This window comes from Nocardia sp. NPDC003979 (genome assembly GCF_053605015.1).
In genome coordinates this window covers 82,331-108,714 of the sequence record NZ_JBSGIJ010000017.1, presented here as the reverse complement: position 1 = coordinate 108,714, position 26,384 = coordinate 82,331, and the positions used below count along the sequence as shown (strand labels likewise).

26 protein-coding genes and 4 pseudogenes are annotated in these 26,384 nt (G+C 65.4%); 16 read left to right on the top strand and 14 right to left on the bottom strand.

Annotation, left to right across the window (positions count from 1 at the left end):
- The first annotated feature begins 40 nt into the window (after positions 1-40).
- From ACWEVR_RS27520 to ACWEVR_RS27510, 3 genes are read left to right on the top strand one after another with little or no spacing between them, the layout of a single operon-like run.
- Entirely contained in the window at positions 41-727 is a 687-nt protein-coding gene (locus tag ACWEVR_RS27520) for an alpha/beta hydrolase family protein (protein WP_452469274.1), read from the top strand.
- A complete protein-coding gene (locus ACWEVR_RS27515; protein ID WP_452469273.1) occupies positions 724-1,692 on the top strand; it encodes a fumarylacetoacetate hydrolase family protein in 969 nt (322 codons plus the stop codon). Before ACWEVR_RS27520 ends, ACWEVR_RS27515 begins: the two co-directional genes overlap by 4 nt.
- A gap of 7 nt (positions 1,693-1,699) precedes the next feature.
- Positions 1,700-2,311, top strand: a complete 612-nt coding sequence (locus tag ACWEVR_RS27510; protein ID WP_452469272.1) for an MBL fold metallo-hydrolase — start codon at positions 1,700-1,702, stop codon at positions 2,309-2,311.
- Between the two features lie 273 nt (positions 2,312-2,584).
- Here ACWEVR_RS27510 and ACWEVR_RS27505 read toward each other — a convergent pair.
- The 5 genes and pseudogenes from ACWEVR_RS27505 to ACWEVR_RS27485 all read right to left on the bottom strand — a co-directional run.
- Positions 2,585-3,034: pseudogene (locus tag ACWEVR_RS27505) on the bottom strand (amidase family protein); the annotation flags it as partial.
- Between the two features lie 324 nt (positions 3,035-3,358).
- Entirely contained in the window at positions 3,359-3,823 is a 465-nt protein-coding gene (locus tag ACWEVR_RS27500; protein ID WP_452469271.1) for a nitroreductase family deazaflavin-dependent oxidoreductase, read from the bottom strand.
- An 88-nt stretch (positions 3,824-3,911) separates the two neighbouring features.
- Positions 3,912-4,577 carry a TetR/AcrR family transcriptional regulator gene (locus ACWEVR_RS27495; RefSeq protein WP_452469290.1) on the bottom strand — a complete coding sequence of 222 codons (666 nt, stop codon included), beginning with the start codon at positions 4,575-4,577 and terminating at the stop codon, positions 3,912-3,914.
- Positions 4,578-5,310: 733 nt separating this feature from the next.
- Complete coding sequence (locus ACWEVR_RS27490) at positions 5,311-6,036, bottom strand: acyl-CoA dehydrogenase family protein (protein WP_452469270.1); 726 nt, start codon at positions 6,034-6,036, stop codon at positions 5,311-5,313.
- A gap of 9 nt (positions 6,037-6,045) precedes the next feature.
- Positions 6,046-7,208: pseudogene (locus ACWEVR_RS27485) on the bottom strand (acyl-CoA dehydrogenase family protein).
- Positions 7,209-7,271: 63 nt separating this feature from the next.
- Between ACWEVR_RS27485 and ACWEVR_RS27480 the strand changes: the two are divergent.
- Positions 7,272-7,856, top strand: a complete 585-nt coding sequence (locus tag ACWEVR_RS27480; protein ID WP_452469269.1) for a QsdR family transcriptional regulator — start codon at positions 7,272-7,274, stop codon at positions 7,854-7,856.
- 287 nt (positions 7,857-8,143) lie between these two features.
- On the opposite strand, the gene ACWEVR_RS27475 is transcribed toward ACWEVR_RS27480, so the two are convergent.
- Complete coding sequence (locus tag ACWEVR_RS27475; protein ID WP_452469268.1) at positions 8,144-8,326, bottom strand: hypothetical protein; 183 nt, start codon at positions 8,324-8,326, stop codon at positions 8,144-8,146.
- Positions 8,327-8,773: 447 nt separating this feature from the next.
- On the opposite strand from ACWEVR_RS27475, the gene ACWEVR_RS27470 reads away from it, so the two are divergent.
- Positions 8,774-9,313: a DUF488 domain-containing protein gene (locus ACWEVR_RS27470; RefSeq protein ID WP_452469267.1), complete on the top strand. Its 540-nt coding sequence runs from the start codon at positions 8,774-8,776 to the stop codon at positions 9,311-9,313.
- Positions 9,310-9,582, top strand: a complete 273-nt coding sequence (locus ACWEVR_RS27465; protein WP_067497938.1) for an MGMT family protein — start codon at positions 9,310-9,312, stop codon at positions 9,580-9,582. Before ACWEVR_RS27470 ends, ACWEVR_RS27465 begins: the two co-directional genes overlap by 4 nt.
- 1 nt (position 9,583) lies before the next feature.
- Here ACWEVR_RS27465 and ACWEVR_RS27460 read toward each other — a convergent pair.
- Positions 9,584-9,746, bottom strand: a pseudogene (locus tag ACWEVR_RS27460) (IS701 family transposase); the annotation flags it as partial.
- A 140-nt stretch (positions 9,747-9,886) separates the two neighbouring features.
- Positions 9,887-10,210, bottom strand: coding sequence for a DUF420 domain-containing protein (locus ACWEVR_RS27455; protein ID WP_452469266.1), 324 nt, complete (start codon positions 10,208-10,210; stop codon positions 9,887-9,889).
- Positions 10,211-10,533: 323 nt separating this feature from the next.
- Here ACWEVR_RS27455 and ACWEVR_RS27450 point away from each other — a divergent pair, with 323 nt between their 5' ends.
- From ACWEVR_RS27450 to ACWEVR_RS27430, 5 genes are all read left to right on the top strand, one after another.
- Positions 10,534-11,124 (top strand): TetR/AcrR family transcriptional regulator, encoded by a 591-nt coding sequence (locus tag ACWEVR_RS27450; protein ID WP_378666583.1) that lies wholly within the window; start codon positions 10,534-10,536, stop codon positions 11,122-11,124.
- A 123-nt stretch (positions 11,125-11,247) separates the two neighbouring features.
- Positions 11,248-11,826 carry a TetR/AcrR family transcriptional regulator gene (locus ACWEVR_RS27445; protein WP_452469265.1) on the top strand — a complete coding sequence of 193 codons (579 nt, stop codon included), beginning with the start codon at positions 11,248-11,250 and terminating at the stop codon, positions 11,824-11,826.
- Positions 11,823-13,019 (top strand): NADH:flavin oxidoreductase, encoded by a 1,197-nt coding sequence (locus tag ACWEVR_RS27440; RefSeq protein WP_452469264.1) that lies wholly within the window; start codon positions 11,823-11,825, stop codon positions 13,017-13,019. The genes ACWEVR_RS27445 and ACWEVR_RS27440 overlap by 4 nt, the downstream gene beginning before the upstream one ends.
- A 23-nt stretch (positions 13,020-13,042) precedes the next feature.
- Positions 13,043-13,876, top strand: coding sequence for an SDR family NAD(P)-dependent oxidoreductase (locus ACWEVR_RS27435; RefSeq protein ID WP_452469263.1), 834 nt, complete (start codon positions 13,043-13,045; stop codon positions 13,874-13,876).
- A 220-nt stretch (positions 13,877-14,096) separates the two neighbouring features.
- Positions 14,097-14,597 (top strand): N-acetyltransferase family protein, encoded by a 501-nt coding sequence (locus ACWEVR_RS27430; protein WP_452469262.1) that lies wholly within the window; start codon positions 14,097-14,099, stop codon positions 14,595-14,597.
- Positions 14,598-14,734: 137 nt separating this feature from the next.
- Here the strand turns inward: ACWEVR_RS27430 and ACWEVR_RS27425 are convergent, their stop codons facing one another.
- The gene (locus ACWEVR_RS27425; RefSeq protein WP_452469261.1) at positions 14,735-15,052 is read right to left on the bottom strand and encodes a hypothetical protein; all 318 of its coding nucleotides are present in this window, start codon (positions 15,050-15,052) and stop codon (positions 14,735-14,737) included.
- A gap of 415 nt (positions 15,053-15,467) precedes the next feature.
- Positions 15,468-16,712, bottom strand: coding sequence for a PucR family transcriptional regulator (locus tag ACWEVR_RS27420; RefSeq protein ID WP_452469260.1), 1,245 nt, complete (start codon positions 16,710-16,712; stop codon positions 15,468-15,470).
- A gap of 251 nt (positions 16,713-16,963) precedes the next feature.
- Between ACWEVR_RS27420 and ACWEVR_RS27415 the strand changes: the two genes are divergently transcribed.
- From ACWEVR_RS27415 to ACWEVR_RS27395, 5 genes and pseudogenes are all read left to right on the top strand, one after another.
- Positions 16,964-18,172 (top strand): esterase/lipase family protein, encoded by a 1,209-nt coding sequence (locus tag ACWEVR_RS27415; protein ID WP_452469289.1) that lies wholly within the window; start codon positions 16,964-16,966, stop codon positions 18,170-18,172.
- A 7-nt stretch (positions 18,173-18,179) separates the two neighbouring features.
- Positions 18,180-19,301 carry a PucR family transcriptional regulator gene (locus ACWEVR_RS27410; RefSeq protein ID WP_452469259.1) on the top strand — a complete coding sequence of 374 codons (1,122 nt, stop codon included), beginning with the start codon at positions 18,180-18,182 and terminating at the stop codon, positions 19,299-19,301.
- Positions 19,302-19,691: 390 nt separating this feature from the next.
- Positions 19,692-21,005, top strand: coding sequence for a lipase family protein (locus ACWEVR_RS27405; protein WP_428400091.1), 1,314 nt, complete (start codon positions 19,692-19,694; stop codon positions 21,003-21,005).
- Positions 20,974-21,186: pseudogene (locus ACWEVR_RS27400) on the top strand (DUF1254 domain-containing protein); the annotation flags it as partial. The gene ACWEVR_RS27405 and the pseudogene ACWEVR_RS27400, both read left to right, overlap by 32 nt.
- Before the next feature lie 44 nt (positions 21,187-21,230).
- Entirely contained in the window at positions 21,231-21,560 is a 330-nt protein-coding gene (locus ACWEVR_RS27395; RefSeq protein ID WP_452469258.1) for an HsmA family protein, read from the top strand.
- Between the two features lie 137 nt (positions 21,561-21,697).
- Here the strand turns inward: ACWEVR_RS27395 and ACWEVR_RS27390 are convergent, their stop codons facing one another.
- From ACWEVR_RS27390 to ACWEVR_RS27375, 4 genes are all read right to left on the bottom strand, one after another.
- On the bottom strand, positions 21,698-22,405 hold the full coding sequence (locus ACWEVR_RS27390) for a hypothetical protein (RefSeq protein WP_452469257.1): 708 nt from the start codon (positions 22,403-22,405) through the stop codon (positions 21,698-21,700).
- Between the two features lie 86 nt (positions 22,406-22,491).
- Positions 22,492-23,826, bottom strand: a complete 1,335-nt coding sequence (locus ACWEVR_RS27385) for a hypothetical protein (protein WP_452469256.1) — start codon at positions 23,824-23,826, stop codon at positions 22,492-22,494.
- Positions 23,827-24,084: 258 nt separating this feature from the next.
- The gene (locus ACWEVR_RS27380; RefSeq protein ID WP_243750154.1) at positions 24,085-24,867 is read right to left on the bottom strand and encodes an AAA family ATPase; all 783 of its coding nucleotides are present in this window, start codon (positions 24,865-24,867) and stop codon (positions 24,085-24,087) included.
- Positions 24,864-26,384, bottom strand: a complete 1,521-nt coding sequence (locus ACWEVR_RS27375) for a Mu transposase C-terminal domain-containing protein (protein WP_452469288.1) — start codon at positions 26,382-26,384, stop codon at positions 24,864-24,866. Before ACWEVR_RS27375 ends, ACWEVR_RS27380 begins: the two co-directional genes overlap by 4 nt.

Sequence of the window (26,384 nt, the reverse complement as noted above, 5' to 3'; positions counted from 1 at the left end):
GTTACGGTAGAAGGACGGTCCTGCCACCCCTTCTTCATACGTGGCCAGCGGCCTCCCGGCCGGTGCGGAGTCGGTGCCGACGATCCTGGTCACCAACGGGCTGGAAGGCACCATCGCCGAAGCGTTGCTGTCGCGGCGCGAGGCCGGGATGGGCGTGTTCGTGATGGAAATGCCCGGCACCTACTCCTACACCGAGCCGCTGGGTCTCGACGCCGAGGCCATCTACTCCACCGTTATCGACCACCTGTGTGCTGACCCGCGTCTGGATGAGCAACGGATCGGCATGCTGGGCTTCAGTTTCGGAGTCTACTGGTCGACACGCATGGCCGCCGTGGACCCGAGGCTGAAGGCAGCGGTATCCAACGGCCCGCTCGCCGACCGCAGTTTCGGGCTCAACTCGATCGGTATGTCCGAGATCATGGTTTCGGCGCTGATCTCCACGCTGAGTGCCCGAGGGCCCGCCGACCTGTCGCACAAGCTGGCGACGTTCTCACTCGCGAAGCACTCTCCCCGGATCGACATCCCGCTGCTGGTGATCAACGGCGCCTGCGACACTCTGGCCGCCACCCAGGACTCGATCGATATCGCCATCGCCGCACCGCACGCGCAATCGGTGCTCTACGCCGACGATGATCACTGCGCCATGGGCCACGCCGAGCAGTGGTCGGCACTGATGACGAAGTTCTTTCGCGATCACCTCCGTGTGGGCGTCGAGGTGAGCGCATGACCGATCCGCGCGATCGGGCCGCCGCCGCGATCGCTCGGATGCGGCGCATCCTCGATCGCAGCGCACACCGTATCGACACCCAGATCGACACCGGCGCGGGATGGCGGCCCGTCGACACCGAAGCCGATGGCAGCGACGGGTTTCCGAGGATCGAGCCCGCCTTCACCCTCGATTTCGAGATCGCGCGCTACGCCGCCCTCGGGCTGGGCGATGAGGCCCTCGTCCTGCCGGTGTGCCCGGCCTCGTTCCGCGATTTCATGATCTTCGAAAAGCACGCGGTCGATGCCGCACGCGGTCTGGCCCGCCGATTCCTGCCCGCGGCCTCCCGCGTTGCGACCGCCTACGAAACACTGACTCGGCGCACTTTCCCGCCGTTCCGCCCGCATGCGCTGTGGTACCGGCAGCCGGTCTATTACATGTCCAACGCCTTGACCATCATCCCCTCCGGGGTGCCGGTGAATGCCCCGAGCTACACGCGGGCATTGGATTTCGAACTCGAACTCGGCGTCGTACTCGGTGCCCCGCTGCGCGACGCCACCGCCGAACAAGCAGCCTCCGCGATCGCCGCGGTGGTGGTGATCAACGACTTCTCCGCCCGCGACGTCCAACTGGCCGAAATGCGTTCGGGGTTCGGCCCACAACGATCCAAACACTTCCTCACCTCGATGTCGGCGACCGCGGCCGCCGGGCCCGCGCTCACCGATCGGGTCGACCGATTGACCGCCACGGTCACGATCAACGGACAGACCGTGGCGCGTACCGGAACACACAATGGCCGGTACTCGATGGCCCAAGCCATCGCGCATGTGTCTCGCAGCGAACAGCTCTACCCCGGCGAACTGCTCTCGACCGGCACCTTGCCCGGTGGAAGTGGGATGGAACTGGGCCGCTGGCTGGCTCCCGGCGACCATCTGCGCCTGGAAATCGACGGTATCGGGATCATCGAACAAGACATCGAAAAGTAGGCCCGAGATGAAAATCGATCAGGTTTCCGACTGCGTCCATGTCGTAGCGGGCACCAATGTCAATTGGGCACTGATCAGCGACGGTTCCGGGATCACCGTAATCGACGCCGGATACCCCGCCGGCACCGCCGACGTCCTCGACTCCATCCGCCAGATCGGCGGCCGGCTCGCCGATGTTCGGGCCGTGCTGATCACTCACGCCCACCTCGATCACATCGGCGCGATCCCGGCGCTGATCGAGCAGGTCGGGATGCCGGTCTACACCGGCGCGGAGAAAGTCCGCCACGCCAAACGCGAATACCTGCAACAGATCACGCCGACCGGAATGGCCAAACAACTCGCGACCGGCCGTGGCCGCCGCTGGGTCGCCCACACTCTGCGCGCGGTCCGCGGACACATCGGCACAGCTATCCCGCAAGCGCGGGCGGTCGAGCCAGCCACCCTGGCGGCCCTGCCGGGCGGACTCGTCGCGATCCCCACCCCCGGGCACACCAGCGGCCATACCGCCTACCTCATGCCCGCTGAAGGCGTGCTGTCCTCCGGTGACGCACTCGTCACCGGGGTATCCCCTGCTGCCGCACGTGGGCCCTCAGTTGCTACCGGCGGTGTTCGACCATGACGAAGCGCTCACCTACGACACCGCGACGAACCTGGCAACGGTGCACGCCCACACCCTGGTTCCAGGACACGGGCTGTCCAGCAGTTTCGACAGGGGACCCATCGCCGCAGCCCTGGGGGCGCGACCGCCCACTCACCGACGCTGACAACGGATGGATCGAAACCCATGAGATATCTGCGCAACACCGGGTTCGGGGCCGGGGCACGGCCTCCCCCGCTCCAACACCCGCAAAGGCGGTCGTCCCACGCGTGAGGATGTCGAACGTGTTCACCGCTACATCATGGGGCGTCGGTGGGCCCACGGCGTCGCCTGTTCGAGTTGCGCCGCCAAGCGCAGAAGCATCGCTTCGCCACCCAGTTGCGCGGTGAACTGCACACCCATCGGAATATTGTCGGGGGTCCAGTGTAGTGGCAGCGACAGGGCTGGTCGTCCCGTCACGTTGGCCAACTGTGTGTATGGAGTCCAACTCAGGTTGTTATGAATGAGCCGATCGGTCAGCGCGGAGTGTCGCAGGAAGCCCGCAGTCCCCGTCTTCAAAAGCAGCTCCCCGGCCAGACGCAGCGACCGCTGTGTGTCGAGTGAGCCGATTCGGGGTGGAAGGTCTGCCAGTGTCGGTGTCAGCAGCAGGTCATAGCTGTCGAAGTAGCTCGACAGCTGCCGCGCGTGATCATGGCGACGCATGACGGCATCGACGTATTCGACACTGCTGTAGGCCCGCCCCACCCAGTTGGTTTGGAAGGGCACTACGAGAATCGGCGTCGGTCTGGCGACTCGCGGCAACACGACCTACGTCGTGGCCAACTACAACCCACCCGGCAACACCCTCGGCCACTTCCCCGAGAATGTGCTGCGCCCGAGGTAGCGACTTTCGCCGATCCACCACCTCCGGTCAACGCATGGCGCACAAATAAAGTGGCCGATGCCGGTGACGATCGCGCTGACGCGTGCCCTACGTCAGAGTTCCGTGCACGGACCGCGAACATGCCTCTTGGTAGAGAACGAGCGGCCAAGGGTCATCGAGCGCGGAGCCAGGCGGAGGCGGACTTGTCAGCACATGTGCACGCGGACCATGGGTAAGGCGTCGACCGTGGCGCCGGTGGCGCGCTCGATAGCGGCTCGCAAATTCTTCCAGGCACCGGGGTGAGTGTCGATGTACCGGTTCAGCGCGTCGGCGGACTCGGCCGCCGTCATGGGAACGGCGGTGGCCGGTACAGCGCTGTGCAGACCGCACCAGACGCGCACGTTCGCGTGGGCTTGGATGTTGCGATACCACTGGGCCCGGTCGCCGAAGCCGGATACGATCACGTACTCCCCGGGAGCGGGCCGGGCGACGACCTCCAGTACGACATAGCGGCGGGCTCCGGTACGGCGGCCGAGGTGTTCGAGCATCAGCAGCCGGGTGCCGAACAGGAAGCCCAAGCCGATCCGATACACGGTGATCGGCGCACGAACAAACCATCTCGTCTGCAAGGCGCGGCCCCCGAGGCGGGCGACGGTGTCGGACAGTGCCATTGCGGTCCTTCCGCTGGTCGGCTCTGCCCTGATGTCGGTGACAACGGGCCGGAATGCCGATAGGTCTGATTTGCGAATGCGCCTGTGGTTACGGCAATTTCGGGCGATCGTCCTGCGGGCGAGCAGGGGCATGGGCTGGTCGCACGCAGCGGTTGACAGGTCCGCCCAACCCGCAGCGATAGATGGTCAGGACCTGCGTCGCCCAGCGACTGAGACCATCACCCGATAGCGGGTCGACGCCGAGCACGTCGGTGAGACGGGTGCGCAACATCAACACGGCCAGATCATTGGCGAGAAGAAAGGCGGCGCGCGCCGCAGGGTCCCCTCCATCGTCGGCGTGTCCGGCCTTCCGCAGGCCGGTAAATCCGTCCGCCGCGGTGGCGTAGAGCCGCCGGAAAAGCGCCGTCCCCGCCTCGCCGTCGGACAGCAGCAGGTGCCCGAGATACGCCGGGATCGGCGAATCCGGCGGCAGTCCAACCGCAACCAATTCCGCGACGGATGCCGGGACGGCGGGGTCTGCCCGGCCAGTAGCCTGACCGAGCATCTGCTCGAAGACCACGGCCACATGCTCATCGACGGCAGCCCGCAACGCCTCCTTGGTTCCGTAGTGCCGCATGATCAGCGCCGGTGAGACACCGGCGGCAGCAGCGATCTTACGCACGGTTACCGCATCGGGACCGCGTGCGGCAAACAACCGCAACGCCTCGTCCCGGATCCTGGCCCGCGCGGTCCGATCCTCACTGAGTGAACACATGTTCACTATTGTAAACGTGTGTTCACTTCCATGGTCCGTTCCCCGGACAGAATTGAAGCTAGAGCAGCAACACCATCAGCGAGGCCCTCCAGGCCGTCGACAACCGACACCAAACGCCCAGCATCCGCGCCCAGCGCAACCCAGTCACGCAGCATCACCGACCGCTCATGTCCTCGGCCGAGGCGATCAACACGCCGACCGGACCTAAGACTCAGTCCATTTCGGACAGGATGTACCTCGTCCAAGCCCATTTCCGGAGGCCCGGCGCCGCGCGTGCAGGCCTTGTGGGTGCGGCAGAAGAACTCGACGTTGAGATTATCGCCGAGCCGTGAGGCCCGGTGCCGCGCTGCTTTTCGAGGCGTTATACCTATCCGTCACAGAACAACACACCGAGGCCGCGGTGGTCCCGTTGCATACCGTCGGCGCTTCACGAGCTGCCGAGCAACGTATCGAGATTCGTTTCGGACCGGTGGGCGGCGGCGTGGGTTGAGGGTCTGCGGTCCCCACACCACACTGTCGCGCGATACTGGTCAATTCCCTTGATTCCCGACACCCCTAAGTCACTTGCTCTCGTACAAGCCGGCCCGCTTGCGCTGCTTCGGACTTCCGGCCGCCGCTGCGAGGTCACCGCTTCTCCCCAATCATGCACACCGCTCGACACCACGGTTGTGCCCGGAATTTCACTTCGTTCGGCATCGCCGGGGCCGCAGCTCGCAGCGATGCCGAACGGTACTTACACTTCGGCCAGTTGGAGCGCGGCCTGAGTGGTGATAATCATTTCGCCGATCACATCGGCGGCGTCGACTGGATTTCCGAGCGGTTCGGCGGGCGCGCCGTCGAAGGTGACGTCGGCGCCGCGGCGGCCGTCGTGCGTGCGGTAGGCGGTGACCGTGACGCCCGGATCGGTCGGTTCGACCAGGAACAGGCCGGTGCCGCCGTCGGGCAGCGCCGCGCTGACGATGAACTGATCGGCCGAATCCGCGGCGGCGGCCGGATGCTTGCGCCCGGTCACCCGCCAGCCGTCACCCTCGCGGGTCGCCCGGGTGGTCACCACGGCGGACGGTGGCCGCATCCCCGGCTCGACATGGGCGAAGACCGGCCTGCGCTCGCCTGCCGCGATCTCGGGCAGCAGCTGCTTGCGCTGTTGCGCCGAGCCTGCCCGGGTGATGACGGCGCCGGGGATCAGCGCGCAGTCGAGCACCGGTTCCGGCGCGAGCGCACGCCCGAGTTCTTCCAGCACGAGCATGGTCTCGATCGGGCCCGCGTCGAGTCCGCCGTCGTCGGCGGGGATGGTGAGGCCGAGCAGACCGATCTCGGCGAAGGTCGACCACACCTGCGGATCCCAGCCGGGGTGGGTGGCGACGACCGTGGCGCGCCGTTCGTGGGTGTAGTGCCGGGTGAGGACGCTACGGACGGTATCGCGCAGCATGTCCTGTTCAGTGGTGAATTCGAAATCCATTGCGCTGTCTCACAGTCCGAGGATCGTCGAGGCGATGATGCTGCGCTGCACCTCGCTGGATCCTCCGTAGATCGAAGTCTTGCGGTAGTTGAGGTAGGTGGCGGTGCTGCGCCGCGCCCAGTCGGGTTCATCGGTCTCACGGGCGAGCGAGTCCGGGCCCGCGATGTCGACGAGCAGTTCGGTGACCGCCTGCTGAAGTTCGGTGCCGCGCAGTTTGAGAATCGAGGACACCGGGTTCGGTGCGCCGTCGGCGGAACCGGCGACCACACGCGCCTGCACGAGTTCGAGTGCGATGAGCTCGTTTTCGAGTTCGGCGATGCGGGCGGCGAACATCGGGTCGTCGAGCAGGGTGCCGGATCCGAGCCGGGTCTGCTTGGCGTGTTCCTTGGCCAGCCACAGCCGCACCTTGGTCTGCCCGACGGCGGCGATGCCGGTGCGTTCGTTGCCGAGCAGGAACTTGGCGTAGGTCCAGCCCTGGTTCTCCTGGCCGACGAGCTGGTCGGCGGGCACCCGCACGTCCTCGAGGAATACCTCGTTCACCTCGAAGCCGCCGTCGATCAGTTCGATCGGGCGGACGGTGACGCCCGGTGTGTCCAGCGGGAACAGCAGCATCGAGATGCCTGCTTGCTTCTTGGGCGCGTTCGGATCGGTGCGGGCCAGGCAGAACATCCAGTCCGCGCTCTGCGCGGCGGTGGTCCAGGTCTTCTGGCCGTTGATCACGTAGTCGTCGCCGTCGCGGACGGCGACCGTGCGCAGCGAGGCGAGGTCGGATCCGGCCTCGGGTTCGGAGAAGCCCTGGCACCACCAGATGTCAAGATTCGCGGTCGCGGGCAGGAAACGCTGCTTCATCTCCGGCGCGCCGAACTGCGCGATGACCGGCCCGATCATGTTGGTGTGAAGGTGAGCGGTTCGGGGACCGAGGCGAGCTACATCTCGTCGTGCCAGATATGACGCTGGACGGGGGTCCAGTCACGGCCGCCCCATTCGACCGGCCAGTGCGGCACCGCGAGCCCGTGCGCGTTGAGGATGCGCTGGGTGGTGACGATGTCGCCCTTGCTGACCTCGGCCATGTGCCGGGTGCGATTACGGATGTCGTCGGGGATTTCCTGCCGGAAGAAGGCACGCAGCTCGTCGCGGAAGGCGAGCTCGTCCTCGGTGAGTGCCAATTGCATGCTCGGGAATGTTACACAGAGAGTGATGTGTTTCAAATACTTCGGCGGCCTATGCTGTCCCATGTGACGCGAACCGAAGGGACACGCGCGCCCGGACGACCGGCCGCGGCCACCCGCGACGATGTGCTGCGCGTCACGATCGATACGTTCCTCGCGGGCAAGCGCATCGACGTCAACGCCATCGCGGCCCAGCTCGGCCTCGGGCGCACCAGCATCTACCGCTGGTTCGGCTCCCGCGACGCCCTGCTCGGAGCCGCGATCGCCCACCAGCTCGAGCGCTTGGTCGCGCACACCGCCCGCACGTGCGGGGCGACCGGCGGAGCACGCCTCAACGAGGTCCTGGACCGCTGCATCCACTGGCTGGTCGAAGACGATTCGCTGCGCACCTATTTCGACAACGAATCCACCAGCGCCCTGCGTCTGATCACCCGCAGCGACGGCATCGTCCATCAGACCGCGGTCGCGGTCGTGGCAGACTTGATCGAACGCGCCGAAGCCGAGGGCTACAAGCCGCCCATCGTGCGCGACACCTTGGCCTACGCTCTGGTCCGGCTGTGGGAAGCGTTCCTGTACAACGACGCGGTCGCCCGATTCCAGGGTGAAGTGGATCGACTGCAGCAAGTCCAAGCGGCACTCCTGCGCGCCTGAACCTCACCGTCCCGCCGGGCCCGCGAGCCGTGCAGACGGTGATCGTGTGATAGCCCCTCTAGGGCTATCGCCGTCATCCTCGACAGAGAGCGGGCCGCTCACACCCTGCGCCCTGGTCACGCGAGACCACGGCGAACATGTGGTCCTGCACAAGGCCGTGACCACGCCGAGGCCTCCACCGCAGTGTGAGCCGGCTTATACGAGCGGGCGCTAGGCCGCCTGGAAAGCCCAGCGCTTCTCCTACTCGATGACCGGATGCTGCGCAGGTTGCCCGATGCCAGCGTGAGCTAGGGGTGGGCGTCGATGCGGAAGACTGCGGTTCGATCTGCGGCCTCAGCGACTGCCTGGGGGGTCGGTTCCTCGACCAGGCCGGTCGTGACGAGGAGCTTGGCGACTCCTGGGTGACTGTTCTGGATGTGGTCGTGCAGAATCGGCCGACGTTCCTCGATGGGCAGTTCGACCAACTTCACGACCGAGGATCGAAGGCCTCGCGAGAGGATGACCGTCTGCGCTGCGCGAACGTTCGCGACCCAGGCGGCTTTCGGGTAGGTGAGACTCGTCATCTAAATGTCAGGAGACGACCTCGCTGTTCGTTATTGATGTCAGTAGGCCTCGTCATGGGATGTCAGTAACGATGCGACCACCTGAGGGCACGCCCGGTGGCGCCTCGGTTGGAATACGCTCGAAATGTCAGCGGTGGCGCGTCTAGCCATCGCGTCAACTAGGACGTCGTCCACTGCTCCACCGCTTCGTCCGAGGTGAATGCGTCGACCAGGCGCCACCCACACATGACGCGCGAGCAGTGTCGTGGCCGGGCGGAGTCGTGTCGTCTCATTGCAGTAGGACTATGAGGCATGATCGTGTGATGAATGGGGTGCGAGCCGTCGCGCGATGGATGCTCATCGGTGAGGTGCTGGATGGCGAACCGGATCTGTACGGTGGGGCATTCGACGCGCGAGTTCGGCGAAATGGTGGAGATGTTGCGGCGCAACGAGATCACCTGCCTCGTAGATGTGCGTTCGTTTCCGTCGTCCAGGAAGTACCCGCAATGGAACCAGCAGGCGATTGTGGATGCCCTTCCTGCCGATATCAGGTACCGGTGGATCCGGAAATTGGGCGGTCGACGGTATACCCCCAAGGACGTTTCGAGCGTGAACGGAGCCTGGCGGGTCAAGGCTTTCCGTGACTACGCCGACTACATGGCAGAAGATGGGTTCGCCGAAGGGTTGAACGAATTGCTCGAACTGACCGAACATTGCCGGCCTGCGATCATGTGCAGTGAGGCGGTGCCGTGGCGCTGTCATCGCCGGCTGATCACCGATGCGTTGATCGTTCACGGGGTGCAGGTCGTGCACATCTTCTCGCGCTCGACAGCGAAACCGGCGGTCCTGAACATTAACGCGCGGGTCAGCCACGGGCAGTTGACCTATCCGGCGCATCCTTCGGGGCCGGCATGAGTCTCATCGAGGAAGTCCGTGCAGTGGTTTGTGCCATCCCCGCCGGGTCGGTCGCCACCTACGGTGATGTCGGTAACCGGATCGGTGCGACCGCACGGCAGGTAGGACGAGCGATGAGCTTGCTCGACGACGTGCCGTGGTGGCGTGTCGTGTACGCCGATGGCACACCGGCCTCCTGTCACGGCGGACTGGCACCGGAGCTGCTCAACCGTGAGCAGACACCGATGCGGGGTACGCGAGTGGACATCGACCGAGCCCGACAGCAGTGACCTCGGCGTCCCAGTCCGCAGCGCGCAGCAGCCGCTGCATTCCATCCGGAACCCTCTCACCAGCGCGTTCGGCCAGAGTCCACCCGTTCTTACATTCCAGACCCGCGACCAGACCCGGCTCTACTGCCGGGTGGACTCGTTATCGGGGACTCGCCACTATCCATCAACGAATCCAGTTCGGCCACAGCCCGATCCAACACCACCCGACAGGTCTATCAGCACCGAACTACGCGAGTGCAGTTGCAGTACTAAGGCATCGGCGGTGGCGAGGTGGCCTTCCTCATGTGCGGATCTCCGTTGCCGGTCAGTCGACAAACGCGAGCCAGTAGAAGACCCAGCAGGACACCGCGGTCAGCGTCATGTCGATCGCCGCGACCCTGGCCCACCGCCGGTGCCACGCGGCGTGCGCGCCGGGGTACGGCGGATTGCCGAAATTGCGCACCGCCCGCACGATCACCACCGGCCACAGCAGTACCGAGGTGACCGCGAACACCAGGTGGATCGCCAGCGAAGTCGACACCGCGGTAGACGCCGTGCCACCCACGACTCCCGCGGAGCGCTCCTGCCATCCATTGAAGCGCACATCCAGCTCGAACAGCACGACGGCAACCAGCAGCGCGACACCCAACCCGAGCTAAACCCCGCGGTGCAGCCGGAGCCGCCGGCCGACCTTGACCTGGTACACACTCCACCCGAGGGCGAGGACCACCAGCACCATCAACGTCACCATCATGTCCATCGCGAACTACGCCCTCGTGCCGAGGAAGCCGTCGATCCCACTAAAGTCGTTCATCGCAGTAGCTCCATGTCGTCGGGTGCGCGGCGCAGATCTGACCAGGTTCCGGCCGCACACGAAGTCATCTTGGAGACAGGGTGTCTCCAAGAGCTCGACGCACGCTAGCACGTACCCGAACTTGAACCAGACACGGGGAAAGAAGGCAGCCGAGGCTCATGCCCAAGATCAATGCGGACAGCGTCCGCGCGCATCGCGCCCAAGTACTCGCGGCACTGATCGACAGCGCCGAGTTCCTCTTGGCACAGGACAGCGGCACCACCCTGACCGCCGGGGCCGTGGCGGCCCGCGCGGGAATCGCCCGCAACAGCATCTACCGCTACGTCGACTCGATCGACGACCTGATCGAGATGGTGGCCACCCGAGGCTTCCCGCGCTGGACGAGCGCGGTCCGCGACGCGATCGAGGCCGCGCCGACACTAGCCGCAGGCGTGGTGGCATACGTGCGCGCCAACGTCGAACTGGCCGTCGACGGGGATCACGCCTGGCGCACCGCACTCTCACGGATGAACCTCTCGGCGAGCGCGCGGGCGCGGGTGATCGCGCTGCACACCGAACTGGCCGACCTCCTGCGCGCAGAACTGTCCGCAGCGGCGGTGACGAATCCCGCCCTGGTGACGGCGTCGATACAGGCGCTGGTCGACGCGTGCGTGCGCCGAGTCGAGGCAGGCGACGAACCGGCCACCGTCATCGACTACGCGGGCCGCGTCGCCGCCGTCCTCGTCAGCGAGGCAACGGCCGCACCGTAGCCGGGCTGGCACCCCCTCGGTCGGGAAATCATCACGCCTGTCGATCTGTGCCGATCCGATGGCCCCAACCACTGATTCAATCAATGATTGAAAACGCGATTGAAACATGTTTCACTTCTGAGCATGGTCGATGAGGTGAAGTCGGGGACGCGGCAGCGACTGCTGGCCGCTGCTGAGTCGTTGCTGTTGACCGAGCCGTACGACGAGGTGTCGGTGCGTGGCATCTGTACCGTGGCGGGCGCGAACTCGGCCGCGGTGCACTACCACTTCGGATCGAAGGAAGCCCTGGTCGGTGCGCTGATCGAGGATCGACTGGGACCGCTGTGGGCCGATGGCCTGGCGCGTGCGACCCCGGGGCCGGACGCGATGCCCACCGTGGTCGATACGATCCTCGCGCCCTTCGTTCAGCTCGCGGGAGATCCTTTGGGCCGCTTGCATCTTCGGCTATTGGCACGATTCGTCCTCGGACGCCATCGCACCGCATGGCGGGGACCCTGGTTTCGGATGGACACCTGGGCCGCGCTACTGCCCGAACTGAGCGCCCAGGAGAGTCGCCGTCGGTGGATGCTCGCCTTCGATCTGATCATCATGCGTTTCGGCAGCCCCGAAATAGACGAACACGGAATGGCGAAGCCGGACCTGGAGACGCTGCGAGATTTCGTGGTGGCCGGCTTGACCGCGCCGACGGGAGAACAGCTATGAACGACATCTTCGCACCGGCCAAGCTGGGTCCGATCACCTTGCGCAACAGGGTGATCAAGGCCGCGACCTTCGAAGGCCGCACGCCGGACGCCCTGGTCACCGAGGAACTGATCGACTTCCATCGGGAGGTCGCCGCCGGCGGTGTCGGCATGACCACCGTCGCGTACTGCGCGGTCGCGCCCGGCGGTCGCACCGATCGGCATCAGATCTGGATGCGCCCGCAAGCCGTTGCGGGACTGCGGAAGCTGACCGATGCCGTGCACGCGGAGGGCGCCGCGGCCAGCGCGCAGATCGGGCACGCCGGACCGGTGGCCAACGCCGCCTCCAATCGAGTGCCCGCGCTCGCGCCGAGCAGGATGTTCAACCCCCTCGGCATGAGATTCACCAAGACTCCCACCATCGCCGAGATCGCCGAAACCGTGGCCGCGCACGCCGAGGCCGCACGCCTGGCCGAGCAGGCCGGATTCGACGCGGTGGAGATTCATCTCGGCCACAACTATCTGGCCAGCGCGTTCCTGAGCCCGCTGCTGAACCGGCGCAAGGACGCCTACGGCGGATCCCTGCTCAATCGGGCTCGGATGGCGCGTGAAATCGCCTGTGCGGTCAAGGATGCCGTCGGTGAGCGAATCGCGGTCACGGCCAAGATCAATATGGAGGACGGCCAGGCCGGTGGCCTCACCGTTCCCCAATCGCTGCAGGTGGCTGCCTGGCTCGAGGCCGACGGCGCGCTCGACGCCCTCGAATTGACCGCGGGCAGTTCGCTCCTGAACCCGATGATGTTGTTCCACGGCACACCCCCGCGTCGTTCCTTCGCGAAAACCCTGCCCAACCCGGCCCGCCTGGGCTTCCGCCTGGTCGGGAAGTCCTTCCTGAAGGAGTACCCGTACCAGGAGGCCTACCTGTTCGAGCGTGCCCGCCACTTCCGGCGCGGCCTGTCGATGCCGCTGATCCTGTTGGGCGGCATCACCAATCTCGACACCATGCGCCTGGCCCGGACCGAGGGCTTCGAATTCGTCGCCATGGGCCGGGCCCTGCTGCGCGAACCGAATCTGTTGCACCGCATCCAAGCCGATGAGTCCACGCGCTCGGCCTGCGTGCACTGCAACGAATGCATGCCCACCATCTACACGGGCACGCGCTGCGTGTACCGCCCCACCCTTTCGCGTGAGCCGATCCAACTTACGCTCGGCTGAACACCCGACAGAGGAAACCACACATGCACATCGAGCGAAGCGTCTTCGTCGTCACCGGAGCCGGGAACGGCATCGGCCGATGCGTCGCATTGGAGCTGATCGCCCGCGGAGCATTCGTGGTCGGGGCTGATCGTGATGAGCAGGCACTGACCGCTACCGCCGCACTGGTCACGGACCGCGAGCGCTTCACCTCCCACCCGATCGATATCTGCGACCGTGCCGCCGTGGCCGCGCTTCCAGCCAGCGTGATCGCCTCTCACGGACAGATCGACGGTCTGTTCAATATCGCGGGAATCGCCCAGGAACTCCAGCCCGTCGCAGATCTGAGCGACGCCCGGATCGAGACGCTGATGCAGGTGAACTTCTTCGGCGCGGTGTGGATGTCGCGAGCCTTCCTCCCGCACCTGCTGCAACGCCCACGAGGGGTCATCCTGAACACCTCGAGCCTGTCAGCGATCGTTCCGGTGCCCGGCTCCGCGATGTACGGCGCGTCCAAGGCCGCGCTCGCCCTGTTTAGCTACGGTCTGGCGCAGGATCTGCGGGGCCGCTCGAATGTCACCGTGACCACGGTGCTCCCGGGTTCGGTGTGGACCGACCTGGTGCGCAAGGTCGCTCGGCAAATGGGTGCGCCCGAGAAGCTCGCCAAGGCATTCTCGGCCCAGCCCGAACACGTGGCGCACCGTATCGTCGACGCGACCGTAAAGGGTACGGGCCGTGTCGTGATCGGCAAGGACGCCCACTTCTATGACGCCGTCCGACGACTCAGCACTTGGCTGGCCGATCGGCTGTCCTACTTACAGGTCGGTCACGGCGTCTACCCCAAGCGCGCCGCACCCGCTCGAGGCAGCGGCAATTGACCGACCCCATTTCGCCCATATGCCGCCGCTACGTGCGATTTCACACACGTTGACGCAGGAAAACCAGCTACTCGACTTGATCCTCGAACAACGAATTCCACGTGGGAATCCATGCACTACCTGCACATTGACGAGAACTCTCGACTCGCCGGGGTCGAATCCGGCTGCCCGGAAATTATCCGTGTGACAAACCCGGCGATCCTCGACCATGCTCGACCGCATGCTGATTCGCACAGGTGGCTCCGCCGACGCTGGCGCCATAGCCGCTCTCCATACCGCCAGTTGGCGCATCGCCTACGCGGGCATCTTTCCTGACGAGTACCTCGACGGCCCGGTCGACGCGGATCACGCCACCCGGTGGCGCATGCTGCTGTCCGAGCCGGTCACGGCGGGTGCGTTCGTCGCCGAGAAAGACTCAACCGTCGTCGGGTTCGCCTATTTCCGTCCCACCGAAGACGGCAGGGTCCTGCTCGACAACCTCCACGCACACCCCGATACGCACGGCGTCGGCATCGGCACCGGCCTCATCGAGTCGGGTCTGATCTGGCCGGCCGCTACCTACCCCGACCGCCCGGTCTACCTGCAGGTCCTCACTGCGAACACCCCCGCCATCAAGTTCTACGAGAGTAGAGGCTGGCACCGAACCGGTTCCGGCACCGTCACATTCGAGGCGGGATTCACCGTCCCCCAATATGAGTACACCTGGCAGGCGGCGGTGTGAGCGGCGTGTAACGGCGTCGTCCGGGATCTGTTTGCCCATCGATGTCCTGCCTTCGGCTTGTGCCCGCGTGCGGCAATCGCGCGGACGAGAAGGTGGCGGCGAGATCGCCCGACCGGGGATGGTGCTGGTGCGGCGAGCTATCGAGTCCGTATGCCGGCGTAAGACGAAGCGGTCGCATCGGCGAAGTAGCGCACGGCGCCACTGGCGGTGATCCGCTTGCGCCAGCTACTGCAGCGCCGATATCCGGCGTCGGCAAGCAAGTGATCGAGCCGTTCCAGATCAGCTGCGGTACCTGGCCGCACCGGCAACGACCACGACCACTCACCCGTGTGCCGGACGCCGCCCGGGGCGTCGAAGATTCTGCTGTAGAGATCGACCGCGCTGTCATCGGCATCGAGGCGGGCGATGATGTAGAACTCGCTGCACGAAGTCTTTCCCGGAGCGGAAGCAGCCACAGCCCCGAATCGGTGATCGGCTGGGCATCGATCACCGGGATCATCGGGGCAGCAGGAGTTTACGCATCTATTTCCCCGGCTGTGCTGCGCGCAGGATCGGCTCGCAGTCCTCGGTTTCCGGCCTTCGACAGCGGACTCGTTTGCGGGGCAAACAGAATTAGCTGACGGAACAACGGTCATCGGCGCACCTCCCATTTTATGGAGACGGAGCATTCACGAGAACAACCCCACCACAGTTACCGGTAGGCAAATAGGGCAGAAAGTCCTTCCAGAAGAAGGCTTTCCGCTGCGCACGCTTCACAGCGGCGGTCACCCAATCATGCCGCGAACCGCCTGATCAGAAGCGGTTTGCTGACACTTTGATGACGAGCCTCGGTCACCGCAGCCATCGAGAGCGCGGCGCCGCGATCGGTCGTTACTGGGTCGGCGAAACAACCGGCGGCGGGTACATGTGGTGGATCGTCAGTGACGCAGCCAGAATTCGTGATTCGTTCGGGTCTGTCGGACTCATCCCGGTGAGTTCACCGATGCGGCTCAGCCGGTAGGTGAAGGTGTTGGGATGCACATGGAGGTATTTCGAGGCCGATTTGCGGTCGACCCCGAAACGCAGATGAGCCTCCAGCGCTTCGAGCAGGTGGGGGGCGCTGAGCAGCGGAGCGATGAGACCGGCGAGTTGGTCGCGTGATGGGCCCGGGCGGGTGAGTTGGTATTCCAGTAGCAGATCTTGGATCCGATACAGGCCGGTGGGTCGTCCGAGAAGCCGGGCCAGGGTCGCGAGCTCAGCGACTTCTTCTGCCGCGCCGGGGAGTTCAGCACGCGCGACGGTGACCCGGTTGGCGAGGAAGACCGGCTTGCCGAACTGCTCGGCGAGATCTGCCGCCATCGCAGCGTGCAGCGCTGCGGTGCTGTTCGGGTCGGAGTCCTCTGGCAACAGCGCGATCCCGTTGGCGCCGTCGAAAGTAACCAATCCGGTTCCGTTGGTGAGCGCTTCCAGTGCTCGATGCAGGATCCTCATCCGTCGCCGCGCCAGCAGATCCGCTGTCGGGCCGGGTTGGTCATCGGGCACGGTTTGGATCGCGAGGACGGTGTACTGGTCGGTCACCGGTGTCGCGGCGCGAGCGGCCAGTTCATCGGTGGGCTGACCACGAAGCAGCGCCAAGCACAGCTCTCGGCGAGCGGCTCTCTCGGCGTTGTAGATCGAGTGCTCGACATCGTTGTAGGACTCTGTCACCACGACATTGATGTGCATCAGCAGGACAAGGGCCCGTGAGGAGATCGCGACCAGTTCGTTGATCTCGGTCGGTTGTGCGAGCGCGGCGGCCGCGGCCAGCACCGCCTGGGCGGATCCGTGGATGGCTTCGATGAGGATCGACAGCGGGAAGCGGTCCTCCGCGTGACGCTCCGCGACCGGGGCTACGAAGGTTTCGACCTCGGCTCGGGTGAGGTCGCGGTTCTCGTCGAGAGCGAACAACATCGCTCGCCCGCAGGCGTAGATGGCGGGAAGTACTTCGCCGGAAAAGTGGTCGTCCGGAAGGCCCGCTGCCGGCGTCGTGGCGCCCAGACCCAAAGCCAGCATCCCCTCAGCCAGCTTCGGCCAATTGGTGAGTATGCGTGCTGCGAGGGGCGGATCTGCGGTGGTCGACGGTATAGCGGCTGACATGGGTTGATTGTGACCCAGGGCAGTCAACCGAACAACATAACGCCATTGGCTACTCAGAGTTTGGCGTCGACTACAAGATCGTCTGTCTCGACTCTGGACGTCAGTGCAGTGACGGCCCATACCGATCGGTACAGACTTTCCTTGCCGCCACCACGAAGCGACATCCATCACAGCGTCGCTTGATTGTGGTCCGAGTCACTTGGATCGATGGTGGGCGGTCGATCAGATAGGAATTGTTGGAAATGCTTGCAATGAAGCAGCACATGCGCCGGTCCATCGTGGCCGCCGCGCTCATCGTGGGAGTCGCCATCGGGCACGGACTCGCAACCACGCCCGCCGCCGCGGAGACCGCGCCTACCTCGGACTTGCAGTCTCTGGCCGACGCGATCAGCGAGGGGCTCAAGCCTTCGCCGGACGGCAGACAACCTCAGGCGATCGTCGACTCGGGCGGTAGCTCGGGCAGCGGTTCCGGCAGTTCGGGCAGTGGATCAGGCAGCGCGTCCGGGAGCGCCTCGGGCAGCAGCTCGGGTTACGGACACAGCACGGCCGCGGCGCCTACCGGTCAGGGCCCGGAACTGACCGCCCCGCTCGCCGCCTTCGCCTACGGGCTGGTCAGCCCCGATGTCGCCCCCGCAGGCGCGAACAACTGGGATTGCAAGCCCAGCGCTGCCCATCCCCGCCCGGTGGTGCTGTTGCACGGCACCTGGCTCAACGCCTTCGACACCTTCAGCTACCTCTCACCGCAACTCGCGCGAGCCGGTTTCTGTGTCTTCGCCCTGAACTTCGGACGCTCCGGTCTCATCGAGGGCGGCGGCGTCGGCGCCATCCTGCCCGGCCGCTACGGCGTCGGACCCATCGAGAAGTCCTCTGGCCAGATCGCTGACTTCATCGACCGGGTACGCACGACAACCGGTGCGGACAAGGTCGACATCGTGGGCCACTCCCAAGGTGGCACCGCTGCGAACCACTACCTGAAATTCGAAGGCGGCGCCGACAAGGTCGACAAGCTGGTCACCTACGGTGCCACCCACCACGGCACCACACTCATGGGCATCGCGACCCTGGGTCGGGCGATCAACAACCTCGGCATCGACGTCCTCGGGTTCGGCGAACCGATCATCGGAATTGCCAACATTCAGCAGACGGTCGGGTCGTCGTTCTACGCCACGCTCAACGCGAAAGGCGACACCGTTCCCGGCGTCGACTACACCGCGGTGGCATCACGCTGGGACGAGGTCACCAACCCCTATGACCTTGCGTTCCTGCGCGCCGGTGAAGGCGCGACGGTCCGCAACATCACCCTGCAGGAAGGGTGCGAACAGGACCTGTCCGATCACCTGACCCTGATGTATTCACCGCGCTCGGCCTCTATCGCTCTCAACGCCCTCGACCCCGTCAACCACCCGGCCCTGAACTGCTCGTTCAACCCGTGGTTGATCGGTGGCAGCGGCAAGCTGTGAGTCCGCGATGACCGCCGCCCATATCGAGGTCGACTCGCCGGCGCAGCTCGCGCCGGCGACCGACCGGATCGCACACAAGATCCTCGAAACCATCCCCCGTCGTAGCCGACGAGGAAACGTGTTGCGCGAGGAGATCAGCGCCATCGTCGTCGACTGCCTGGCACTGGTCTCCGACACAGAGCGCACACGCCCCGGCGGCCGGATCCCGCGTATCCGTCCGGCCGCCGCACGCTGGGCCAGCATCGGTGTACCGATCGAAACAGTGCAGCAGCATGTCCACGCAGGGTTTCGACTACACCTCGACGATCTCGAGGCCCGCGGTGCGCCTTTCGGCGAAGTCCATCGACTGATGGACGCGTTGAGCTCGGTGACCGCGATGGTGTCGACGATCTATATGGAGGTCGCACCGCCGAGCGACGACCGCGGTGGGTACGTGGCTCACACGCTGCTCAGCGGCCGCTATACGGCCAGAGCTACTCGTGAGCACGGTGCGCCACTCGATGATCGGTACACCGTGCTCGCGGTGGCCGCCGATCGGTCCGGGCGCGAGACGGTATCACCACGCGAGTTCCGGGAGATGCTCTCGGTCCGATTCGGCCAACCCGTGCCGGGATTGGAGTCCCCGTTCGGCGCGACGATTCTGGTGCCGGAATCCTTTGCCACCGACAAGATCCGCCAGATGGTCGGACGGACCTCACTCACCGTGGTGGGGGTGACCGTCGACCGAGACCGGATTCCCTGCACCGCAGAAGAGGCACACGAACTGCTGGATGTGGCGATACGCCTGCATCACCCGCCGGGCATGTACGAGATCGAAGACCTCGCTATCGAGTATCAATTGACTCGGCCAGGGCCAGGACGGGATCGCCTCGAAGTGTTCCTGGACCCGGTGGCTGAGTTCCCGGACTTGATCGCCACGCTGCGTGTCCATATCAATAACGGCCTCAACCGCCGACTCACCGCACGCAAAACCCATATCCACATGAACACCGTCGACTACCGGCTCCGACGGATCTACGAGCTCGTGGGACTCGATGCGCGCAATCCAAAGCTCATCTGGCTCCTACAGGCCGCACTGATCGTGCGCGACTACCAGTCGGTCGACCAGCCCACCAGCACCGCCGTCTAGTGCCCGGTCAAGCAACAGGGAGATATGTCCGGCGCCGGATCTTGGAACCGGTGGCGAGGTCACGGACCGGTCCGGCGGACCGCCAACGGATGTAACCCCTGATCGCGTTCCCTGCTCGATCAGTCGGGCGGCGGGCCGAACGCCGGGCCTCCAGCGCGGTAGCGCTGCCCGTCCGGCGTTGACCGGACCCCGCAAGCAGGGGCCCAGTCAACGCCGACGTCGGGGCCCCTGCTCTGCGGGTACACACAGTAGCGATCGAGTTGTACTGGGAGACAATTCTTTTCACCACCACTTCTCATTAGGTTTGGGATGTGCATGCGGCCGTTCGGCCGGCTACCCCCTCTGCCATATCGACGCCCGGAGAACGTGGCGCGCGAAAGGACCACCAGGATGAGCTCACCCCGCGTGTCGGATGCTGCGCCCCCGACGCTCACCGACAATCCCGCCGCCCGGGCGATCCGCCCGGAAAGCGACGAGTTCTACTGCCCACCCGCGGATTTCGCGACCCGACCGCCGGGTACGATCCTGCGCACCCGCGTCACCGAGATCGCCTTGTTCGGTCTGATCCCTCAGCGGTTGTCGGCCTGGCAACTGCTCTACCGCACCAGCGATCTGCACCGCGCCCCCGAGGTCGCAGTCACCACGGTGCTGCTTCCGGCCGACGCCGAAGCCATCGCGCGCCCGCTGGTGTCGTTCCAATGCGCGATCGACGGTGTCAGCTCGAACTGCTTCCCCTCCTACGCCCTACGCCGGGGCGCGCGAGCACTGGGGGCGATTCCGCAACTGGAGTTACCGGTCATCGCCGAAGCCCTAGCCAGAGGCTGGGCGGTCTCGATCCCCGATCACGGAGGCATGGGCGGGCATTTCGGAGTCGCGCGCGAACCCGGCTATCGCGCCCTCGACGCCGCCCGCGCGGCACTGGCTTTCGAACCACTGAGCCTATCGCCCACCACCGAGGTCGGCCTGTGGGGCTATTCCGGCGGAGGGCTTGCGACCGCGTGGGCGGCAGAAGTCGCCGCGGACTACGCACCGGAACTCAATATCGTCGGCGCGGTCGCGGGCTCACCCGTCGGCGATCCCGGGGCCACCTTCGTCCGGCTCAACGGCTCCCTGATGTCAGGGTTCTCCACGGTCTGCGTCGCGGCATTGCAGCGCGCCTACCCAGTACTCGAGCAACTACTGGCCAACCACGCCAAACCCGAATTCCACACCCTGCTCGCCGACGCCGCCTCGCGCACCACCTTGGCATTGTTGTCGCGATTCGCGGGCAAGAACCTCGACCGCTACAGCGAGTCCAGCTTCGCCGAACTGCTGGACCTGCCCGAGATGCGCGCTGTCCTCGACGACATCCGCCCCGGGGCGCAGGCGCCCTCGATGCCGGTCCTGGTCATTCAAGGTGTCAACGACGAACTGATCGCCGTCCAAGATGTGGACCGCCACGTCGAGCGATACCGGCGCGCCGGCGCACATGTGCACTACGTCCGCGACCGCCTGAGTATGCACCTCGCCCTGCTCTACCTCGGCACCCCGTTGACCATGGCTTGGCTGGCCGATCGATTCGAGGGCCGCACTCTGCCACCCAGTACCACCACGACGGTGTGGTCACTCACCTGGCGCGGACCCGATGTCCTGGCCCACCTACGATTCGCCGCACTATTCGTCCGGATGCTGTGCAGCAGGCCCATTTCCCAACGTCACAAGTAGGAATGACACCTCTGGCGGGTTAGCGGACCTGTCGGTCGGACCAGTGGCCCTGCACATCCCCGACACCGCGGGCCGCTATTACGTGCTGCAGTTCGTCGATGCCTGGACCGACAACTTCGCCTATGTCGGGCACCGCGCCACCGGCACCGCCGCCGGTGACTTCCTGCTCGTGCCCCCGGGCTGAAGCGGCCAGGCCCCCGATGGGCACACCGTCATCACCTTGGAGTGTGGTCCGAGCGCATCCAGAAAACCCTCCGGTGGTGGCACGCGGGCGCGTTCGCGCTCGGACTGATCTGCGACGCGACCGGCACCTCCCTGATGAGCCGGATTGCCGACGACTCGACCGATACCGGGACGTCAGGGTTCGACAAGGTCATGATCGCCACCGGTACCCTCGCGATCGTCCTCATGGCGATCCATCTCGTGTGGGCGATCATCGTCCTGGTCCGTGATCGTCCCTCCGAGAAGGCGAAGTTCCACAAGTTCAGTCTGATCGTCTGGTTTATCTGGCTGGTGCCCTACTTCACCGGTGCCATCGGAGCGATGACGGGATAGCCCCGCCGGCTGAGATTCAGCGGCGATCAGTCGGCGCCTAGCCACCACGACAGGCATACCTAGTCCAACCCCGGGCGCTCGAACCTGCCTCGCCAGCTCCGATCAGGTCCGTCGCACCAACGCGGCAGTGACCACAGCTACCAGTGCAGTTCGGGGCGTTGGCTGAAGCCGAGGGCGAACAGAGAATCGGGATGTATATCGAGTGCGCCCAGTCTGTCTCGGGGGCTATCGGTGCCACTGTGCTCACTTCGGGACACCGCGATCCGACGATTGATCAACGATTGGACAGGGTCGCCGCCGGTCGCCGATGTCAGCTTCTCGCCGACTGATGCCGGATCAGGGAAGGGTGCCAAGAGATTCTTGCGCAACAGTTTGTGCAGGTCGACCGCGTCATGGGGGGTGAGCGGCTGACGTAAGAAGGCGCGGTCGGTAAACTTCTCGCGTATATGCGACGGCAGTGCGCCCGGTCGCAGGACAACACTCACCCGATGATCGGTGCACACCACCGCCAACGCGGTCGGCGACAGTTGAACGCCGAGCACCGCCACAGCCTGCTCCAGGCGTTCGTGTGACCAACCGCAGTGGTGAAGCACGAGATCGATGTCGATCCCGTCGTGAGCCACGGCCAACGCCAACAACAGCACCGCGTCGTCACAACCACGGGGTCCCGGCTCGGCCTCGAGCTGCGGTGGCCCAGAGTCGAGTATCAGCAGTTCATTCGGTGTCAGGCCCAAGACCCGTGTCAGTCGTGCGAGCACGGCCAAACTCACACTGCGCTGGTCACGGTCGTTTTGAAGTACTTGCAGGCCGATACCGATCGCGGTGTCTAGACGCGCACCGGTCAACCCCAGCTCGGTCGCGCGGTCACGGATCGCCGAATAGTTCAGGCACGGCACGAAAGCCGGCTCCCGCCGCTTGTGCACTCGTTCGGTCACGACTGGACCAGCCATCGCCCGGCGGCATCGGTTGTGGCAGTCCAGTCACTGTCGCGGTGCAAATTCGGCCCGACCCACCAACCCTGCGCCTTCACATGCCAGTTCGTTTCCACGCTTGCCGGTTGCCCCAGTCCGACCCCGCACTCGAGTGCCGATGCCGTAAGGATGTGGCCGCCCACCCCGACCCCGCCGGCGAGCAGCGGCCTGTCCGGCTGGGTCCCGCGCAACTGAAGGAACCTTCGGGCCGCGCGCAACGCCGACCGCGCGGGCTCAGGGACCCCGACCACGAAGTGCCGATTCATGGTTGCGATGGCCCCACCACGCGGCTGGGTACGCAGGGTCAACACCGCCGCGTCGGCAGACAGAGCGCTGATCGGGATCCTGAGCAGATACTGGGCCGGAAATCCGGTGAACACGGCGGTGACCAGAGCGGCGGCGTGCACCGGGCTGGCCAGCCCGCACCGGATCGTCTCCGCGAGCGCTTCGGTGACCGGCAAGGCCGTCATGCCGGGCCCGGACGCGGTGAACAGGTTGATCCGGGGCAGCTCGATCAGCATGCCGTGACGAAGGCACCCCGCTTGTGCGCCCCGTACGAGGGTGATGGTGTGGGCGCGGGTGGGGCTGGCGATCACCAGCTCGGCCAGGAACCGTTGCACCGCCGCGGCATCGTGGAAGCGTGTGGGAAGGTTCGCGTCGTCGCGCGAGCGCCCCACACACAGCAACCCTGCGACCAGGTTTTGCAGCTGGTAGGACTCGTAGCGGCCATGCAACAGCGCCGAACCAGCCGCGACCTCATCGGCGCTCAACCCGATCGGGAACAATTCCCGCATCTGCTCGACCGTGGCGACGAACCCGGTCGAGGCGTCGGGATCGGGCAGATCGTGCATCCACCGGCACGCCGCGTCCATCCCTGCCCGATACACCGCGTCCAGCGTCGCGAACTGCTCCGGCGACAGAGTCCGGAAGGCCTCGGCCCGAAACGCCAACACATCGGCATCGGGCACCGGCGCCATCACCGGGTTGTGCTGCTCTGGTCCTCCCGCAATCGACGGCACTGGTGGGCGCGCGGCATCGGGAAGCTGAGCCAGATCCTCGATCACCGGGTAGTCCTCACCACCGGGCAGCTGCCATCCCAGTTGCACCCGTGCCCCACCGTGGTAGACCAGCACCAGCTCGATGCCGTCATGGCGCAAACTCAACAGCGACGTCATCGCCGCTTGCGAAATCCGGTGTGCCCGCAGCACGATGACCCGCGAGATCCCCAGCGTGGCTACCCACGCGGCGGCGGCCTGCCAGGCCGGAATGACACCGGAGATCTTCTGTTCCGACAATCGCCGCACCGAACACCCCAGCGCCGCGAGCACGTCATGGGCCAAACCCTGTGCACTCGAGCTTCCCGGGGTCGGATCGACAAGTGACCACCCCACCCGACCCGAGCCCCGCGTCGAGCAGGGCGTGAGTGATGGCGGCATCGTCAGCGTGGTCCCACACCAGCACCACCGGCGCCAACTGCCGTAGCGGGTCCACCCTCACACAAGTTTCGTCCCAGTCGTCGACCACCGCATCGGTGACGTCCTTCGATGGAAGGTTCACCAGGTCCGTCCGCTCAACTTGGTGAACACCCAACCCAACACGTCACGATCGACAGTGTCGCGGTCCAAACGCTGTAGCGCCCGATCGGCGTGGGCGGTGATCTTGGCCCAGGACCGAAAATTGCCGTGACCGGCAGCTGAGTCGGCAAAGGAGATCACCTCCGGGTCGGCCTTGGCCCAGATCGGGTGATACGCGGGAATAACCCGCAACACCTGCTCGGCGTCCATCCGCCGGAACTCCTGCCACACATACACCCGCGAAGACAACATCGGCTCGCGCCGCAACACCTGATAGCAGTCCCCACCGCCGACGAACACGATCGCGATGTCGGTGCGCCGGTCGTCCCACAGGTGCCGCCAATACTCGAAACACTCCCGCGAGAGCCACTGCGCCTCATCACACACCAACACCCGAAACCGTTCCGAGAGCGCATCTTTGAGGACATGATCGAACTCGATCGGCTTGCCCGGCGGGGCACCGCTGATCGCGAGCGCGTCGAAGAGCACGTGACGGATGTCGCGGGCGGTCGGGCGGGCACGGAACTGCACCCGGCACACCATTCCCGGCGCCAACCGCCGCAACGACGCATTCACCGACAACGTCTTGCCCAGTCCGGCGTCGCCGTAGAGACACATCATCGCCTTGGCCGCGATCACATCGGCGAGGTTGTCCTGGGTGCGCAGCAACGACTCGGTCGCCACGATATGGGCCCCCGGCAAGCCCAAAAAATGATCGGCCTGCTCATCACCGACATCCAGACCAGGATTACGTGTGCTCACCGAACGTGAGTCCTTCCCTCATCGTCGGAATCGAGATCCACCGGCAAAACCCAACCCGGCGCCGGCGGGGACAGCGGAAAAAGATCCGGCCGTGACCATCGCGCCAGATCCTGGATGCATTCGTCGCCGAGTTCACGCCGCGCCTCGGCGACGGTGAAAGTGCCGAGGCTTTGGGCCGCAGCAGGAGTAGTCGTCGCGGCATATCGGACGCGGCGAGCCTTCTCCGCTGCGGCCAGATCCGCCCGCAACTGCAGAGCCTTGCGATTACGGGCACGGCGTACCGCGCCGACAACCTCAGGCGGGGCTTGATCAGCCAAGACCGCAGAACCCAGGTGCGCACCGGATTTGGCGTCGAATACCTCGACCTCGTGGGTGTGGTGGGGCATGTACCGCAACCGCACCACGGCGCCGACCATCCCCACCATCCAGTCCGCCACATAGTGTCGCCCACGGCCGAACCCGACCCCTTTGGTGGTGATCTTGCGATGCTTGCGGTCATCTTCGAGAGTGAACATCCACAGCGTGTCCGCGTCGACCTCGTGCAACGGTGTCGGGTCAGCCGACCACGACTCCACAGGCGAAAGGCCACCCAGACGGTCGATGTCGTGGTCGATGCTGGTGTTCCATCCGTCCACCCAGCCCAGTAACTCGGCGACGAACGCCTCGAACGGCAGCGCCGGGGCGTCTGGATCGACTCGCGCACCGTTGATGCCGGTTTGGGCGTGGGTGTAGCGCGGCATCTCCGCAACCAGCATCCGCTCCATCGCACCGTTGATCGTCTCGATGGTGCCTTTCAAGTGCGGTGTGTAGCCGGGCAGATCCACCACCCGCACCGCGAACGCACCCATCGCATCGCTCACGGTGCGTGACAGGAAGTCTTTGCCCTGATCGATGCGTACCACCGTGGGCAGCCCTCCGGCCGGACCGTACGGCGGTGTCCGCAGAATCGAGGCACGTAACGCCGCCAAGATCGACTCCCGGTTCGGTGTCCTCGGGGTCACCGCCGCACCCATAATCACGCAATGGGCGGTATCGACGAACCAGGTCACCCACGGTTTCATCAACCGCCCATCGACATCGACCTCTACCGCGGCTTCCACATGATCGGTTTCCCATACCGCATTGCGATACTGACCGGCGCTGGGCCGTTTGAGGAACACATCGAACTTGCGTCGCGACCGCTCACCTGCCCGCAGACCTGCGATATCGCCACGGGTCATATCCACCCGGACCGCACGATGGATCGTCGACAGACTTGGTGCTGGTGGGCCGCCGCCACGTTCACGTTGCCGAAGCTCACGATGTAGCGCAGAGGCGTTGCCACGCCAATACGCCAATCGAACCCGTAATTGCGCGTCGATTCGGAACCGTTGGGTTTCCGGTGACGTCGAGGCGGTGCGTCTGGCAGCGACCCATCGCCATACCGTCCGTTCGGTCACGGCCAACGTTTCAGCGGTCAAGCGGACGTGATCGCTGGACAGGTCACCGCATTGGTCCAGTACTGCCAACCGATCCAT

Bases quoted from the DNA above. Each gene is read 5' to 3' on its own strand.
- ACWEVR_RS27375 (WP_452469288.1), bottom strand. From the start codon at position 26,384: ATGGATCGGTTGGCAGTACTGGACCAATGCGGTGACCTGTCCAGCGAT.
- ACWEVR_RS27410 (WP_452469259.1), top strand. From the start codon at position 18,180: ATGACCGCCGCCCATATCGAGGTCGACTCGCCGGCGCAGCTCGCGCCG.
- ACWEVR_RS27405 (WP_428400091.1), top strand. From the start codon at position 19,692: ATGAGCTCACCCCGCGTGTCGGATGCTGCGCCCCCGACGCTCACCGAC.
- ACWEVR_RS27430 (WP_452469262.1), top strand. From the start codon at position 14,097: ATGCTGATTCGCACAGGTGGCTCCGCCGACGCTGGCGCCATAGCCGCT.
- ACWEVR_RS27470 (WP_452469267.1), top strand. From the start codon at position 8,774: ATGGCGAACCGGATCTGTACGGTGGGGCATTCGACGCGCGAGTTCGGC.
- ACWEVR_RS27415 (WP_452469289.1), top strand. From the start codon at position 16,964: ATGAAGCAGCACATGCGCCGGTCCATCGTGGCCGCCGCGCTCATCGTG.
- ACWEVR_RS27420 (WP_452469260.1), bottom strand. From the start codon at position 16,712: ATGTCAGCCGCTATACCGTCGACCACCGCAGATCCGCCCCTCGCAGCA.
- ACWEVR_RS27510 (WP_452469272.1), top strand. From the start codon at position 1,700: ATGAAAATCGATCAGGTTTCCGACTGCGTCCATGTCGTAGCGGGCACC.
- ACWEVR_RS27450 (WP_378666583.1), top strand. From the start codon at position 10,534: ATGCCCAAGATCAATGCGGACAGCGTCCGCGCGCATCGCGCCCAAGTA.
- ACWEVR_RS27495 (WP_452469290.1), bottom strand. From the start codon at position 4,577: ATGTGTTCACTCAGTGAGGATCGGACCGCGCGGGCCAGGATCCGGGAC.
- ACWEVR_RS27490 (WP_452469270.1), bottom strand. From the start codon at position 6,036: ATGGATTTCGAATTCACCACTGAACAGGACATGCTGCGCGATACCGTC.
- ACWEVR_RS27515 (WP_452469273.1), top strand. From the start codon at position 724: ATGACCGATCCGCGCGATCGGGCCGCCGCCGCGATCGCTCGGATGCGG.
- ACWEVR_RS27445 (WP_452469265.1), top strand. From the start codon at position 11,248: ATGGTCGATGAGGTGAAGTCGGGGACGCGGCAGCGACTGCTGGCCGCT.
- ACWEVR_RS27435 (WP_452469263.1), top strand. From the start codon at position 13,043: ATGCACATCGAGCGAAGCGTCTTCGTCGTCACCGGAGCCGGGAACGGC.
- ACWEVR_RS27440 (WP_452469264.1), top strand. From the start codon at position 11,823: ATGAACGACATCTTCGCACCGGCCAAGCTGGGTCCGATCACCTTGCGC.
- ACWEVR_RS27465 (WP_067497938.1), top strand. From the start codon at position 9,310: ATGAGTCTCATCGAGGAAGTCCGTGCAGTGGTTTGTGCCATCCCCGCC.
- ACWEVR_RS27500 (WP_452469271.1), bottom strand. From the start codon at position 3,823: ATGGCACTGTCCGACACCGTCGCCCGCCTCGGGGGCCGCGCCTTGCAG.